Origin of the sequence: Sphingomonas sp. CFBP 13603 (assembly GCF_014892665.1) — a bacterium.
In the GTDB taxonomy this organism is placed as follows: Bacteria; Pseudomonadota; Alphaproteobacteria; order Sphingomonadales; family Sphingomonadaceae; genus Sphingomonas.
The window spans coordinates 14052-29870 of sequence record NZ_JADBIA010000012.1 but is presented as its reverse complement, the minus strand read 5'-3'; the positions used below and the strand labels follow the sequence as shown (position 1 = coordinate 29870).

The following is a 15819-nucleotide window of genomic DNA, read 5'->3' as shown; positions in this document are numbered from 1 at the left end:
CGCGGGGCACTGCTACGATGGATCTGTTCAACCACCAGCTGCGGCTGCACGCGGACCCTTCGCGTGTCGTCGTGCGGCCGTTCCATATCGCCTGGGGCGGTCATGGCGGCGCACCGAGCCGCACCGAGCGGCTCGTCGGCGAAGTGCTGGAGATGTCGCCCGCACAGGCGCGCGCGCAGCTCGAGGTCGTGCTGAAGGATTTCGAGGCACGCCACTGGCAGACGCGGCGCGTGTTCATGACGCGCTACGACCAGATCGAGGACATGCTCGGGCTGAACGGCGCGGAGATCGGTGACGAGAAGCGCCAGCTGATCGGCGCCTATTTCTGCCACGAATACAGCTATGCCGCCGCCGCGCTGATGAACCCCAGCGCGGTGCCGCATTTCGACCAGTCGGGTATGCCGCCGGGCTCGATGCGCATCCTGATGAGCCTGCGCGCGGTCGGCGAGGGTCACATCTCGTCGGTTGCGTTCCGCGAAGGCATCATCACCTGCGAAAACCAGATGAAGCTCGCGCCCGAGCCGCCGTTCGCAACCGCGACCGATGCGGTCGGCAGCGGCGAGGACGAGATGCCGATCGGCCCCGTCACCGTCTATCGCCACCGCGACAGCACGCTGAGCGGCACGGTGATCTTCCCGATCACGCAGGCGCAGTCGAAGGGCCTCGAGGATCTCCGCATCGTCCGCTTCCAGCACGAGGACGGCGATTACGAGTGGATCGGTACCTACACCGCGTATAACGGCTCGGTGATCCAGTCCGAACTGATGCGCACCCGCGATTTCCGCGCATTCGACCTCGTGCCGATGACCGGCCCCGCCGCGCGCAACAAGGGCATGGCGCTGTTCCCGCGGAAGGTGAACGGCCAGTACATGATGATCGGTCGGCAGGACGGCGAGAACCTCTTCCTGCTCAAGTCCGACACGCTGACCGACTGGGACGACGGCGAAAAGATCCTGACGCCCGAATATCCGTGGGAGCTGGTGCAGATCGGCAATTGCGGCCCGCCGATCGAGCTCGACGAGGGCTGGCTGCTGCTGACGCACGGCGTCGGCGCGATGCGGAAGTATTCGATCGGCGCGGTGCTGCTCGACAAGGACGATCCGTCGAAGGTGATCGGCCGGACGAGCCAGCCGATTTTGGCGGCGAAGGACCAGGATCGTGAAGGGTATGTGCCCAACGTCGTCTACAGCTGCGGCGCGCTGAAGCATGGCGACACGATCTTCATGCCGTACGGGATTGCGGACAGCTCGGTCGGCTTCGCGTTCGTGCCGATCAAGGACATGCTTGCTGCGATGAAGTGAAGGGGGGGCGTCCGGACGGACGCCATCCTTCTCCCCTGCGTAAGCACTGCCCCGGCACTAAGCCGCCACCCCCGCATAAGCACCACCCCGGCGAAGGCCGGGGCCCAGTTGGCAAGGCTGCAGTAACGAAGCACATCGCTCAGTTAGCGGCGCCCCCCAACTGGGCCCCGGCCTTCGCCGGGGTGGTGGACTAGGCCAAGGTCCCAACCCAATCTTGTTCTCCCGCGAAGGCGGGAGCCCAGTCTGGATCCCCGTCTTCGCGGGGAAACAAGCTCTCGCCGCGCTTACCGCGAAGCCGCCATCGTCCGCCGGTACATCACCCAAGTCAGCACCGCGAACAACACCGTCCCGCCAACCAGCGCCACGCTAGCAAACCCGTCCCCAACCAGCGCCAACGGCGTCTCCTTGTTGGTCAGATACACGATCCCCGCAAAGCCAACGCCCCACAGCGACTCCCCGACGATCATGCCGGTAGCCGTCAGCACACCCATCCGCTTGGCAAGCTCGGGATCGCGAGCCCGATCCGCCCAACGATCATACGCAAACCCCACGACCGCCCCGATCGTAACCGGCAACGTCACCGACATCGGCAGATACACCCCGAGCCCGACGCCAAGCGGCGGCAACCGCAGCTTCCCCGCCTTGCCAAGCAACTCATCGACCACGATCACCAAAACGCCAGTCAGCGCCCCGTATCCGATCATAGCCCAATTGAGGTTACCCCCCAGCACACCCTTCGCCAGCGCCGAGATCAACGCCGCCTGAGGCGCCGCCAAAGCATTCGGCCCCGCCCCCGGCGCGCCCGCAAACCCAAGCGTGCTCCCGAGCAAGTTCAGCACCGGCGGCACCACGATCGACCCGAACACCACGCCGATCAGCAACGCGACCTGCTGCTTCCACGGCGTCGCGCCGACCAGCTGGCCCGTCTTCAGATCCTGCAGATTGTCGTTCGAGATCGTCGCGATCCCGAACACGATCCCCGTCACGATCAGCCCGTAAGCGACCAAAGCCTGCGTCGTCCCCGGCTCGACCGCGCGGCCGAACCACGACACCAGCAGGATCGACGCGGCGAGGATGGCGAGGATGCCGATCCCCGACACCGGCGAGTTCGACGCACCGATCAGCCCCGCCATGTACCCGCAGACGGCCGCGATCACGAGGCCGATGACGAGGATGAACACCAGGCTCCCCGCGATCAGCCCGATCGCCGACGCCTCCAGCGGCCCGCCCTGAAGCACGGTCCAGAGCAGGATGCCGATCGGCACCAGCATCGCCAGCGAGCCGATCCCGACGATCCCGATCGGAATGTCGCGCTCTTCGAGAGCCAGCACTTCGCCGCCACGCTTGGCCGCCGACGCCGCCAGCGCCGAGCGGACGCCGCCGACCACCGGCCCGGCAATCTTCAACAACGTCCAGATCGCCGCGACACCGATCACGCCCGCGCCGAAGAAGCGGACGTCCGAGCGAAACACGGTGTTGGCGATCACTTCCGCGGTGCCCGTGACGCTCCCGCCCGAGGTCAGGATCGGCAGCAGGATCCACCAGCCGATTACCACGCCCGCGAACATCGCCATGCCGACCGAGATGCCGACCAGATGCCCCGCGCCAAGCAACGCGAACGACAGCCCGCCAGAGATCCCGGTCGCACCCGCGCCGACGCGGAACCACGTCGCGGCCTCGGCGGCAACCAGCTTGGTCTGCGTCAGGATCGCGAACCCGGCCGAGACGACCGCATTGGCGACGATGATGCCGAGCCCGCGCGCGCTTTCCTCGCCGCCTTCGCGACTCCCCGCGCCGACCTTCAGCACTTCAGCGGCCGCGCGGCCTTCCGGATACGGCAGCACGGTGTCGACGACGAGCGCACGGCGCAGCGGCACCGAGAACAGCACGCCGAGCACGCCGCCGAACATCGTGATCGCCGCGGTGGTGAAGAACGGAAAGCCCTGCCACCAGCCGATCATCACGAGGCCCGGCAGCACGAAGATGATCGCCGCAAGCGTGCCCGCGGCGGACGCGATCGTCTGGACGATGTTGTTCTCGAGGATCGTCGAATCCTTGAACAACCGCAGCACCGCCATGGATATGACCGCAGCCGGGATCGACGTCGCGAACGTCAGCCCGATCTTGAGCCCGAGATACACGTTGGCCGCGGTGAACAGCAGCGTGATGATCCCGCCGAGCACGATCCCGCGAAACGTAAGCTCGCGCATGCTGGTCTCGGGGCCCGTGTCGGTTACGCCCCGCGTCGCGTCGGTCATCTGGTCAGCCTCAAAGCAATTTGGGCGACTTGTGGCATGATGTGCGATCAGAGGAAACAGTATCGACCGTAACTAGCCTGTTCTCCCGCGAAGGCGGGAGTCCAGACTGGGCTCCCGCCTTCGCGGGAGAACAAGGAGGAGCGAGTACCCCCTCCCCGAACCCTACCGAGCCGCCATCCGCCGCGCGAAATGCACCTCCACCGCCCGCGTGACGCTCTCCGCGATCCGGTGCCGCCCCTCTTCGCTGTCGAGGAATGCGGCATCCTGCGGGTTCGAGATATACCCCGTCTCGAACAGGATCGACGGCATGTCCGGCGCTTTCAGGACCATCAACGACGCCATCCGGTGGAAGTTCGCCTTCAACGGCATCAACGGCCTGGCCTCGCGCCCGAGCAATCGTGCAAACGTCGCCGACGCGTTCATCGTCTCGCGCTGCGTCAGGTCGATCAAGATCGACGACACGTCCGCGGGCGCCTCGCCGAGGTTCACGCCGGAGATCACGTCCGCCTTGTTCTCGCGCGCAGCCAACCGCGCCGCTTCCTTGTCCGACGCCACCTCCGACAACGTGTACGCCGTTGCGCCGGTAGCGTTCTCCGACCCAGTGCTGTCGCAATGGATCGAGATGAACAGGTCACCCTTCAACCGCCGCGCCACCCCATACCGCTCGCGCAGAATCAGGTAGCGGTCGTCGTTCCGCGTCAGCGCCACGCGCACGCGCCCCGATGCGAGCAACTCGTCGCGGATCGCCTTGGCGACCTTCAGCGTCACGTCCTTCTCGCGCAGGCCGTTAGGCCCGATCGCGCCGGGATCGACGCCGCCATGTCCCGCATCGATCACCACCAGCGGCCGCGTATCGTCGCCCTGCACGCGCGGCAGTTTCATGCCCCGCGCCTTGGGCGGCACCGGCACCGACACCTTGTACTTCGGCCGCGACGCAGCCCCGAAATTGAACGGGAAGAAGTTCAGCGGCCCGGCGATCCCGGCCTCCGCGAACTGGTCGTAATCGACCGTGCGCAACGCCAGCGTCAGCTCGCGCCCGTCGGAGTCGAACCCGCCGTCGGTGACGATCGCCGGCTCGGCCAGATCGAACACCATCCGCATGCCCGATCGCCCGCTGCGCATCTGCGTGACGCCGGTGACAAGCCCGCGCGCGGTGATCTCCCGCCCCGGAGTAGCGCCCGACACGTCGACCGCGATCTGGCGCGGCCCCGTCAGAACGCGGCTGGCGGCATCGCCGACCGCCTCGTCGAAGCGGATGACGATCCGCCCGTCCCTGATCGCGACGCTCTGCACGGTCGCCGCCCAGGCGGGGACGCTCGCCAGCCAGCCGGCGATGAGGGCGATGACCCTCAACACCTCGCGTCCTTGCCGTGCGGCCCTGCCGCCGGTCCAGCGAAAACCCATGCTACACCCCTTTGATCGATACATCCGATCTCTGTGAGCGAGCGATAGCGCCTCGCATCACAAGACGCGGTTGCGCAGTGCGGTTAATTTGCCGTTTGCCATGTATTTGCCGGCAAGGCTCTGCCGCCCCGGCAAGTCTGCGCCTCGCTGCCCCTATTTCGAGCCGAAACGCCCGCGAAAGCGACGGTTCCGGGGCTAGTTGCGAGATCGGGTATGCAGTGCTAGTCCTGTCGTACAGCCGTGTGTCGCCTAGTTTTTACCAGCGACGCGCCGGTCTCGACGCCCGCCAGCGGATTCTCGCCGGCGCGGCAATTCAGGTTGACGCTCGAATGACGCATTCCCCCCGCCCCGCACTCCGACCGGCCTTCGCCGACGGACTCGCGGTCGTGCGGGCGCCGCAGGGAGAGTTCCCGCGGCATGCACTTCGCGCAGAGGCAGTTTCGCATACCATACGCGAGTCCGGGCGTCCGTGCCCGACCGCACCACCATCAAGCGCGCGACGGCTGCCGACAGGCCCGGCGCGCGCGCGGAGAATCTACAATGACAACGCGCATGCTGATCGACGCACGCCACCGGGAAGAGACCCGGATCGCAGTCGTCAAGGGTAACCGGATCGAGGAATTCGATTTCGAGAGTGCCGAACGCAAGCAGCTCAAGGGCAATATCTACCTCGCCAAGGTCACGCGGGTCGAGCCGTCGCTCCAGGCGGCGTTCATCGATTACGGCGGCAATCGCCACGGCTTCCTCGCGTTCAGCGAGATCCACCCCGATTACTACCAGATCCCCAAGGAAGATCGCGACGCGCTGCTCCGTGAAGAAGCAGAGCACGCCGCCGAGGAAGCCGCCCTGCGCGCCGACTACGACTCGGACGACGAAGAGGGTGACGACGAGGACGACATCGAGCGCTTCGAGGACGATGGCGGTGTAGACCCCGACGTCGCCGAGGAACTCGAAGGCGGCGAAGCACCCCGTCGCAAGCGCAAGCCAAGCGCCGACGATGCCGCGGTCGAGGACCTGCGCGAGCGTCGCATGAACCTGCGCCGCCGCTACAAGATCCAGGACGTGATCCATCGCCGTCAGGTGCTGCTCGTCCAGGTCGTCAAGGAGGAGCGCGGCAACAAGGGCGCGGCGCTGACCACGTACCTGAGCCTTGCCGGTCGCTACTGCGTGCTGATGCCGAACACGTCGCACGGCGGCGGCATCTCGCGGAAGATCTCGAACGCGGGCGATCGCAAGCGCCTCAAGACGATCATGGCCGACATGCAGTTGCCGCCATCGATGGGCTGCATCGTTCGCACCGCGGGCCTCCAGCGCTCGAAGGTCGAGATCAAGCGCGACTTCGATTACCTCGCCCGTCTTTGGGACGGCATCCGCGAGGCCACGCTGAAGGCGTCGGCCCCCGCGCTCGTCTACGGCGACAGCGACCTGATCAAGCGCGCGATCCGCGACATCTACAACAAGGAAATCGAAGAGGTCATCGTCGAGGGCGAGGACGGCTATCGCCAGGCGCGCGAGTTCATGCGCCTGCTGATGCCGACGCACGCGCGGCGCATCAAGCATTACGCCGATCCCGTGCCGCTGTTCCAGCGCGCCGGCGTCGAGGATCAGCTTGCCGCGATGTACCACCCCGTCGTCCAGCTGAAGTCGGGCGGCTACCTCGTCATCAACCCGACCGAGGCGCTCGTCTCGATCGACATCAACTCCGGCCGTTCGACGCGCGAGCATTCGATCGAGCAGACCGCGACCGCGACCAACCTGGAAGCCGCCCAGGAAATCGGCCGCCAGCTCCGCCTGCGCGACATGGCCGGGCTCGTCGTCATCGACTTCATCGACATGGATAACAATTCCAACGTCCGTAAGGTCGAGAAGGCGATGAAGGAGGCGCTCAAGAACGATCGCGCGCGCATCCAGATCGGCCGCATCTCGTCGTTCGGCCTCATGGAAATGAGCCGCCAGCGCCTGCGCACCGGCGTGCTCGAAGCGTCGACGCGCGCCTGCCCGCATTGCGAGGGCACCGGCCTCGTTCGCACCGCATCGTCGTCGGGCATCTCCGCGCTTCGCCTCATCGAGGACGAGGCCGCCCGCGGTCGCGGTTCGCTGCTCACCCTGCGCGCGAGCCAGGAAGCCGCGGTCTACATCCTCAACCGCAAGCGTGCCGACATCGCCGAGATCGAGGATCGCTACGGCGTGATCGTCGAGATCATCCCCGGCCAGGACGAGGAAGGCGCGCACATGACGGTCGAGGCCAGTGGCCCGCCGCCCGCGCACGCGCCGAAGTTCGTCCAGATCATCGAGGAAGACGAAGACGACCTCCCCGAGGAGATCGAGGACGAGATCGAGGAAGAGGAAGTCGAGGAGGCCGAGGCCGAGCAGCCGCGCCGTCGTGAGGGGGGTCGTGAGCCCCGCGAAGGCAATGGCGAGCAGCGTGCGCCCCGTGAGGCTCGCGATGCCGACGGTGAAGGCGGCAAGAAGCGCCGTCGTCGCCGCGGTCGTCGCGGTCGCGCACGTCCCGGTGAGGAAGGTGCAGCTGAGGGCGTCAACGACGACGGTAATTTCGAGGACGCCGACACCAATGTCGAGGAAATCGACGAGGTCGAGGGCGAGATCGTCGAAGTCGGCGGTGGCGAAATGGTCTCGGCTGGTGCGCCATCCGAGCAGGCCAATGGCGCAGAGGGCGAAGGCCGTCGTCGTCGCGGTCGTCGGGGACGTCGCGGCGGTCGCCGTAACGAGCAGGGCGCCGAGAACGGCCAGTCGGTCGCCGTCAGCAGCGTCGACGACGCCCAGCTGATCGCCGAGGCCCCCGAGCCGGAAGCGTACGAGCCGGTCGAGTCGACCTATGCCGAGCCGCCTTACGAACCCGCGTTCGAGCCCGCCGTCGAAGAAGCCCCGGTGGCGGAAGTCGCCGAGGGTCCGAAGATGCGCCGTCGTCCGCGTGCTCGTGCAGCAGCCGCAGCGGCGAACATCGCCGAGGCGGTCGCCGATGCAGCCCCCAAGGCACGTCGTGGTCGCAAGCCACGTGCGGTCGAAGCGGACGCCGAGACGGTTGCACCGGAGCCAGTGGTTCCGGCGCCGATCGCCCCGGAGCCAGTCGCGGCCGAGCCAGCTGCACCGAAGCCCGGTCGTCGCCGTCGCGAGGCGGTTGCGGAGGCTACGATGGACGAGGTGAGCGCAACGCCCGCCGAGACCATCGAAGCCTCGGCGCCAAAGCCCAAGCGTGCGCGTCGCAAGGCGTCGGACGCGGTGGCCGAAGCCCCGGCGGTGGAAGCGCCGGTCGTCGAGGAAGCGCCTGCCAAGGTCGCCAAGCCCCGCGGCCGTCCGCGGAAAGCAGCTGTGGTCGATGCCGGCGATGCCGCCCCGACCAGCGAACCCCTCGCCGAGCCGATCGCAACCACCCCGCCCAAGGCCGAAGTCCAGCCACAGGACGTCGCGACTTCGGACACCAACGACGACCCCGACGGCGCCCCCCGCCGCGGCTGGTGGCAGCGCACCTTCGGCTAACCCCGGACGCTGAGACCAAAGAACGGGCGCGACCGAAAGGCCGCGCCCGTTTTCGTTTGTGGGGAGCGATCCTCCGGCAGCACGATATCCGTGAGCGCCCAATGCCTCACGTGGCGAACGAGAAAAGCTTGTATCCCCGCGAAGGCGGGGACCCAGACTGGGCACCCGCCTTCGCGGGTGAACAAGACCAGGGGGAGATGCGAGGTTTGTGTTCTAGCTCCTCTGATGATGCACGCCGAGCTCCCCCCACCCACCACCACCCCGGCGAAGGCCGGGGCCCAATTGGAAAGGTGCCAATAACGAAGCGCCACCCTCAGTTAGCCCGGTCCCCCAATTGGACCCCGGCCTCCGCCGGGGCGGTGGCCTGCTAGCCAGGGAGGGAACCAATTGCCGAGTAAGTGGCCGATAGCTGGCGCAGCAACCTCTTAAGGCGCGCTACCCTCAAACCCCTGTCCTACACACCCAAACCCTGCTCCCCTCCCCCAATGCCACCCACACTCCCACCAACCGCAAAACAGCTCCCAGCGTCTGCACTTCCTGTACTTCACTCCACCGCACGCCCGACCGCACGACCATTGCCCCTCCGCCCCCAATCGACGATACCCCGTAATATGAAGCGCCTAACAGCCGCCGCAGCCACCGCCCTCCTCCTCTGGACGACGCCCCTCCAGGCCCAGTCGATCCTCCGCGACGCCGAGACCGAAACCATGTTCGCGGAGATGTCGAACCCGCTGATCAAGGCGGCCGGGCTCTCGACGCGCGACGTGAAGGTCGTCCTCATCAACGACGAGTCGATCAACGCGTTCGTCGCTGGCGGGCAGACCGTCTATGTCCACTCAGGGCTCATCCAGGCCGCCGACAACGCCAACGAAGTCCAGGGCGTCATCGCGCACGAGCTCGGCCACATCGCCGACGGCCATGTCGTCCTCGCCGACCGCGGCACCAAGCCGGCAATGGGCATGTACCTGCTCTCGATGGTCCTCGGCCTCGCGGCTATGGCAGCCGGCAGCGGCGAGGCCGGCGCCGGCATCATGGCGGCAGGTCAGCAGGCGGCGATGGGCAGCTATCTCTCGTTCAGCCGCGTCCAGGAATCGACCGCAGACGCGACCGGCGCGAAATTCCTCCGCGAGGCGAACGTCTCGGGCCGCGGCATGCTCAGCTTCTTCAAGAAATTGCAGCAGCAGGAATACCGCTTCGGCACCGCCAACATCGATCCCTTCATGCAGTCGCATCCGCTCTCCGGCGAGCGTGTCGCCACCCTCACCGCCGACCTCCAAGCCTCGCCCGCCTGGGCCAACAAGCCCGACGCCGCGCTGGAGGAACGCTTCCGCCGCGTGAAGGCGAAGCTCGCCGGCTACGTCATGCCCGCCGACCAGACGCTGCAGGCCTACCCGCCCAGCAACCAGTCGATCTACGCACACTACGCCCGCGCCTACGCGTATCACAAAGCGGGCTACCCTGAGAAAGCCGATGCCGAAGCCAACGCACTGGTAAAGGCCGAGCCCACCGATCCGTATTTCCTCGAGATCAAGGGGCAGATCCTGCTCGAAGCGGGCAAACCAACCGAGTCGCTAATTCCCCTGCGCGAAGCCACGGAGGGTTCTCGCAACAACCCGCTGATCGCCACCACCTTCGGCCACGCACTGATCGCGACCGAGAACAAGGCGAACTACCCCGAGGCCACCAGGGTCCTGCGCACCGCGGTAGGTCGCGACGACCAGAATCCGTTCGCCTGGATGCAGCTCGGCACCGTCTACGAACTGACCGGCGACACAGCGCGCGCCGCGCTCGCCACCGCCGAGCGCGCGAGCATGGGCGGCGACATGCGGACCGCGTCGGCGAGCGCGCAATATGCCCTCGCCAACATCCCGGCGAACACCACCGACTGGATTCGCGCGCAGGACATCGCGATGGCCGCGCAGAACGAGATGGACGACAATCCCAAGCAGTATAAGCGCCGCAAATGAGCAAACTTACATTCCCGGCGATCGCTATTGCCGGCGCCGTCATCGGAGGCCTCGCGGTCTGGGGTTTCGATCGTCAGGGCGGCGGCGTCGAGCGCGCGCAGGTCGAATCGATCGTCCACGACTATGTGCTGGCGCACCCCGAGATCCTGCCCGAGGCGATGGAGAAACTCCGTGACCGCGAGTCCGGCAAGACCGTCACCGCGAACCGCGACGCGATCATCACCCCGTTCGGCAGCGCCTGGGCCGGCAACCCCAAGGGCGACGTCACGCTCGTCGAGTATTTCGATTACAATTGCGGATACTGCCGCGCGAGCCTGCCGATGATCGCCAAGCTGATCGCCGCCGACCCGAAAGTCCGCGTGGTCTTCCGCGAACTCCCGATCCTCAGCGCCGAAAGCCGCATCGCCGCGCGCGCCAGCCTCGCCGCCGCACAACAGGGTAAGTTCGCCACCTTCCACGACGCGCTCTACGCCGGCGGCCCGGTCAGCGACGCCTCGATCGCCGCGGCTGCGAGCAAGGCCGGGGTCGACACGACGCAGGCGAGCTTCACCAAGACAGCCGACGCCGAGATCGCCAAGAACATGGAAACCGCCGCCAAACTTGGCATGACTGGTACCCCGAGCTGGGTGGTCGGCGACCGGGTCCTATCCGGCGCGTTGCCGCTCGAAGACCTGCAAAAAGCCGTAGCAGCCGCCCGCGCCGGCTAACCGTTCTCCTGCGAACGCAGGAGCCCAGGGTTACAAAGCGCGACGCCCGGTATCCTGGGCTCCTGCGTTCGCAGGAGAACAAGGCGGCAGCCCTTACTTTCCCACCCCGCCACCCCCATCTTCCCCTCACAAAAAGGGGTGCCAATGACCGAACCGATCCTGTCCATCGCGGGCGTCACCAAGACCTACAAGAGCGGCACCACAGCCCTCCACCCAGTCGACCTAGACATCCAGAAAGGCGAGATCTTCGCTCTCCTCGGCCCCAACGGCGCGGGCAAGACGACGCTGATCAGCATCATCTGCGGCATCGTCACGCCGTCCGCCGGCACGATCAAGGTCGCCGGCTACGACGCGATCCGCGACTATAAGCAGGCGCGCAGCCGCATCGGCCTCGTGCCGCAGGAACTCAACGTCGACATGTTCGAGACGGTGCTCGCCACCGTCACCTTCAGCCGCCGCCTGTTCGGCCGCTCGGGCCACAGCGATTACATCGAACAGGTGCTCCGCGACCTCTCGCTCTGGGACAAGCGCGACGCGAAGATTCGCGAACTCTCCGGCGGCATGAAACGCCGCGTCCTGATCGCCAAGGCGCTCGCGCACGAGCCCGAGATCCTGTTCCTCGACGAGCCCACCGCCGGCGTCGACGTGGCGCTGCGCCGCGACATGTGGAAGCTCGTCCACCGCCTGCGCGAAGGCGGCACGACGATCATCCTGACGACGCATTACATCGAGGAAGCCGAGGAAATGGCCGACCGCGTCGGGGTCATCAACAAGGGCAAGCTGCTGCTCGTCGACGACAAGGCGTCGCTGATGAAGAAGCTCGGCAAGCGCGAACTCGACATCGCGCTCCAGGACCCGATGACGGCGCTTCCCCCGGAACTCGCCGACTGGGACGTGTCACTGGAGGACGACGGCAAACGCCTGCGCTACGTGTTCGACGCGCAGGCCGATCATACCGGCATTCCCTCGTTGCTGCGCAAACTCGCCGAACTCGGCATCGGCTTCAAGGACCTCGAAACCAGCAAGTCGAGCCTCGAAGACATCTTCGTCGATCTCGTCGGAGAACGTGCATGAATACCCATGGCATCTGGGCGATCTATCGCTTCGAAATGGCGCGCGCGCTGCGCACGCTGTGGCAAAGCCTCGTCACCCCCGTTCTCACGACCTCACTCTATTTCATCGTCTTCGGCGGCGCGATCGGCAGCCGGATGCAGCAGGTCGGCGGCGTCGGTTACGGCAGCTTCATCGTCCCCGGCCTGATCATGCTGTCGCTGCTCACGCAGAGCATCTCGAACGCGTCGATCGGCATCTACTTCCCCAAATTCACCGGCACGATCTACGAGCTGTTGTCGGCGCCCGTTTCGGCGATGGAGATGGTGATCGGCTATGTCGGCGCGGCGACCACCAAGTCGGTGATCCTCGGGCTGATCATTCTCGCGACCGCCTCATTCTTCGTGCCGCTGCGGATCGAGCACCCGTTCGCGATGATCGCGTTCCTGATCCTGACTGCGGTCGCGTTCAGCCTGTTCGGGTTCATCATCGGCGTCTGGGCCAACGGCTTCGAACAATTGAACTTCGTCCCCGCGCTGCTGATCACGCCGCTGACGTTCCTCGGCGGCGCGTTCTACTCGATCGACATGCTGCCCCAGCCGTGGCGCACGTTCAGCCTGTTCAACCCGGTCGTCTACCTGGTGAGCGGCTTCCGCTGGAGCTTCTTCGGGGTCGGCGACGTCGCGGTCGGGGTCAGCCTCGCGGTGACGGCGGGCTTCCTCGCGGTGTGCCTGATCGCGATCGCGTGGATCTTCAAGACCGGCTGGCGAATGAAGAACTGAGCTGAAGACTGGCAAGCCCCACCCCGGCGGAGGCCGGGGCCCAGTTGGGGGACGGTGATAACGAAGGACCGCGCTCCGTTACCTCGACCTTTCCAATTGGGCCCCGGCCTCCGCCGGGGTGGGCAACTGTCCGCAAACCCTACCGCATAACCGGCAACGTAATCCGCGATCCCGCGCAGACCTTCTGCGTCGCCTTCACATAGTCCCCCGGTTTCGCCCGCCCGATGTTCGACACGAAAGACTGCGGGTTGCGGTCGATCATCGGGAACCAGCTCGACTGCACCTGCACCATGATTCGGTGCTCAGCCTTGAAGACATGGTCGTGGTCACGCAGCGGCACATCCCACGCGACGACCTTCCCCGGTACCAGCGGCTGCGGCGCCGTATCGCTCGCCAGGAAGCGCCCACGCCGCACCTCCATCGCGATCGGCAACTGATACCCGTTGAGCGTCCGGGCATAGTCGCCCGGCTGAAGGCTACGCCCCGTCATCGACTCGGTATCGTCGGGCAGCACATCGATAAGCTTCACCACGAAATCGCTGTCGGTCCCGCTCGTCGACGCCTGCAACGTCGCCGACAGCGCCCCCGTCACGGTCAGGTCGGCAGTCAGAGGCTCCGACACATACCCCAGCACATCGGGCCGGTGATCGACGAAGCGCTGGTCGTCCGCCTCCCACCACGCCCAATCCGGGCTGGCATAGGTCGCCGACATCGGCCGCCGGCGGAACGGCACCGGGTTCGCCGGATCGGACACGTAATCGCGACACCCTTCGCCAGCCGCCGGCGCGGTGAACGACAGGCTGCCGTCCGCATGCAGGTACAGGTTCGTCGCCTTCGCGCCCGTCGGAGGCCAGGCCGCATAGGTCTTCCACACGTTCGAGCCCGACTGGAACATCTTCGCCGCGAAGTCCGGCCGCGGGCCCTTGCCGTGCAGCCAGTATGCAAAGAACGGCGCCTGGATCTGTTCCTGGAACTGGGTGCCACTCGCCGTTCCGAGCGGGATCGGACCAAGGTGATCCGCCACCCCCTGCCACCCACCATGCCGCCACGGCCCCGCCACCATCTGCGCCAGATGGTTCGGATCATTGCGCTTCTGCTTGGCGTAAATCTGCCACGAGCCCCACGGATCCTCCTGATCCCAGAACCCGGCGACGTTGAGCGTCGGCACCGTCGTCTTCCCGAGCGCGTCGGTCCAGCGCTGCGCTGTGTAAAAGCCGTCGTGATTGGGATGATCGAGCAGCGCCGTAAACATCGGCACGCGCCCCTTGAACACGTTGCGATCGATTGCCTCCGCCGAGCCAACCTTGAGGAAATAGTCGTACGTATCGCTCGGATACGCAAAGTCGGAATTCTTCGTCTTGTCGAGTTGCAGCGACGACACCCAGTCGGTCGCATAGCTCAACCGTAGCGCGCCGTTGCGGTGCAGATCGTCCGACTGCCAGTAATCGATCCACGCCGCCTGCGGGGATACCGCCTTCAGCGCCGGATGCGGGTTCGCCAGCGCGACGGCGGCGGCGAAACCGGGGTACGACACGCCCCACATGCCGACCTTGCCGGTGTTGGCCGGAACATTATTCACCAGCCAGCCGACGGTGTCGTACGCATCCGTAGCCTCGTCGACCGCTTTAGGATCACCGGGGTGGACCGCGGTCGAGAGCGTAAAGACGCCGTCGGACCTGAACCGCCCGCGCATCGACTGGAAGACGAAGACATAGCCGTCCTTCATCAACGGCGCGAAGCGATCGGCGGTGGGAAACGGCGCATCGGGCACGCCGTAGGGGGTCCGCTGGAGCAGGATCGGCAGCGGCCCGGTGATTCCGCGCGGCCGCATGATCACCGTCTGCAACTTCGCCCCGTCACGCATCGGCACCATCACCTCCTCGAAGGTAAAGGGCGACTGGGTCACGGTTTGCGGCGCGGTCTGCGCGAGCGTGGCGGCCGGGACGGCTGCGGTGACGGCAAGCGCGAGCAGGAGGGCGTGACGCGACATGGAATTTCCCTTCGTGGACCGTGCCACGATTGGACGAACCCGAGCGTGCGAAGTCAAGCCGCGCGCCATGCTCCGGTCAGCGCCGGTCGCAATGCCAGCGAATTGAGATCGATCAGCGCGTGCAGGACCATCGCCAGCCACAGTTCGCCGGTCATCAGATAGACTGCCGCCATCAGCGCGCCGACCAGCGTAGTCGCGATCACGCCCGCCCGCCCCTGATACAGATGCATCGCGCCGAACGCCGCCACCGCGACGCCAAACGCGACGAACGCGCTGCCGGATACGAGCGCGACCAGCAGCGGCAGGAACAGGCGAAAGGCGAGCTCCTCGGAAACGCCCGCCACGATCGACATTGCGGCGGCATGCGCGATCTCAGGCCGGTTGCGCGGGAGCAGCGAGCCGACGTTGCCGATCGTCTTGAGGATCCGCCAGTTGCCCCGCGTCGCGAGCACCGCGCCGATGATCAAGCCACCGAATGCACTGCCGCCGATCATGCCGAGCAGTTCCGCACGGCTGTCGCCTTCGAAGCTAGGGAGGAGCGTGCGGAGGGTGTCGAACTCGGGCGGCACCGTGAGGAGCGCGTCGAGGCGTCCGAGTAGCGTGAGTCCGATCACCGCCGGCAGGACGAAGGCGATCGCGGCTTTGGCGACCCACAGGCGGTAGGTCTTCTGGCGCGAGGCTGTGTCAGGGAGGCGCTTTATCCGGCGGTAGCCGAGCAGGTCGCCCTTGAGGAACCAGACGAGGCTCATGATCGTGACGAGGAGGAGGACGTTGGGCAGGATCATGCCGACACTTCGTCCCTCATGCGTTCCACCGCTCGGCCGTTATGTTCTCCCGCGAAGGCGGGAGCCCAGTCTGTGTC

Annotated in this window: 10 protein-coding genes; 6 read left to right on the top strand and 4 right to left on the bottom strand. The window is 66.4% G+C overall.

Translation table 11 applies throughout. The annotated features are described in order from the left end of the window. Nucleotides 1-17: 17 nt before the first annotated feature. Nucleotides 18-1301, top strand: a complete 1284-nt coding sequence (locus IFR23_RS16470) for a glycoside hydrolase family 130 protein (protein ID WP_056051630.1) — start codon at nt 18-20, stop codon at nt 1299-1301. Between the two features lie 284 nt (nt 1302-1585). On the opposite strand, the gene IFR23_RS16465 is transcribed toward IFR23_RS16470, so the two are convergent. Further along, on the bottom strand, nt 1586-3559 hold the full coding sequence (locus IFR23_RS16465; RefSeq protein ID WP_244655741.1) for an OPT family oligopeptide transporter: 1974 nt from the start codon (nt 3557-3559) through the stop codon (nt 1586-1588). Between the two features lie 162 nt (nt 3560-3721). After that, nucleotides 3722-4963 carry an N-acetylmuramoyl-L-alanine amidase gene (locus IFR23_RS16460; RefSeq protein WP_192976833.1) on the bottom strand — a complete coding sequence of 414 codons (1242 nt, stop codon included), beginning with the start codon at nt 4961-4963 and terminating at the stop codon, nt 3722-3724. A 552-nt stretch (nt 4964-5515) separates the two neighbouring features. Between IFR23_RS16460 and IFR23_RS16455 the strand changes: the two genes are divergently transcribed. From IFR23_RS16455 to IFR23_RS16435, 5 genes are all read left to right on the top strand, one after another. After that, nucleotides 5516-8461, top strand: a complete 2946-nt coding sequence (locus tag IFR23_RS16455; protein WP_192976890.1) for a ribonuclease E/G — start codon at nt 5516-5518, stop codon at nt 8459-8461. A gap of 611 nt (nt 8462-9072) precedes the next feature. Continuing rightward, nucleotides 9073-10428 carry a M48 family metalloprotease gene (locus tag IFR23_RS16450; RefSeq protein WP_192976832.1) on the top strand — a complete coding sequence of 452 codons (1356 nt, stop codon included), beginning with the start codon at nt 9073-9075 and terminating at the stop codon, nt 10426-10428. Continuing rightward, complete coding sequence (locus IFR23_RS16445) at nt 10425-11135, top strand: DsbA family protein (RefSeq protein WP_192976831.1); 711 nt, start codon at nt 10425-10427, stop codon at nt 11133-11135. The genes IFR23_RS16450 and IFR23_RS16445 overlap by 4 nt, the downstream gene beginning before the upstream one ends. 144 nt (nt 11136-11279) lie before the next feature. Beyond that, complete coding sequence (locus IFR23_RS16440; RefSeq protein WP_192976830.1) at nt 11280-12209, top strand: ABC transporter ATP-binding protein; 930 nt, start codon at nt 11280-11282, stop codon at nt 12207-12209. Next, nucleotides 12206-12967, top strand: coding sequence for an ABC transporter permease (locus IFR23_RS16435; protein ID WP_056065813.1), 762 nt, complete (start codon nt 12206-12208; stop codon nt 12965-12967). Before IFR23_RS16440 ends, IFR23_RS16435 begins: the two co-directional genes overlap by 4 nt. A 139-nt stretch (nt 12968-13106) precedes the next feature. Here IFR23_RS16435 and IFR23_RS16430 read toward each other — a convergent pair whose 3' ends face one another. Both IFR23_RS16430 and IFR23_RS16425 read right to left on the bottom strand, forming a co-directional pair. Next, nucleotides 13107-14957 carry a CocE/NonD family hydrolase gene (locus IFR23_RS16430; protein ID WP_192976829.1) on the bottom strand — a complete coding sequence of 617 codons (1851 nt, stop codon included), beginning with the start codon at nt 14955-14957 and terminating at the stop codon, nt 13107-13109. Nucleotides 14958-15010: 53 nt separating this feature from the next. Next, complete coding sequence (locus tag IFR23_RS16425) at nt 15011-15742, bottom strand: CPBP family intramembrane glutamic endopeptidase (protein ID WP_192976828.1); 732 nt, start codon at nt 15740-15742, stop codon at nt 15011-15013. Nucleotides 15743-15819: the final 77 nt, after the last annotated feature.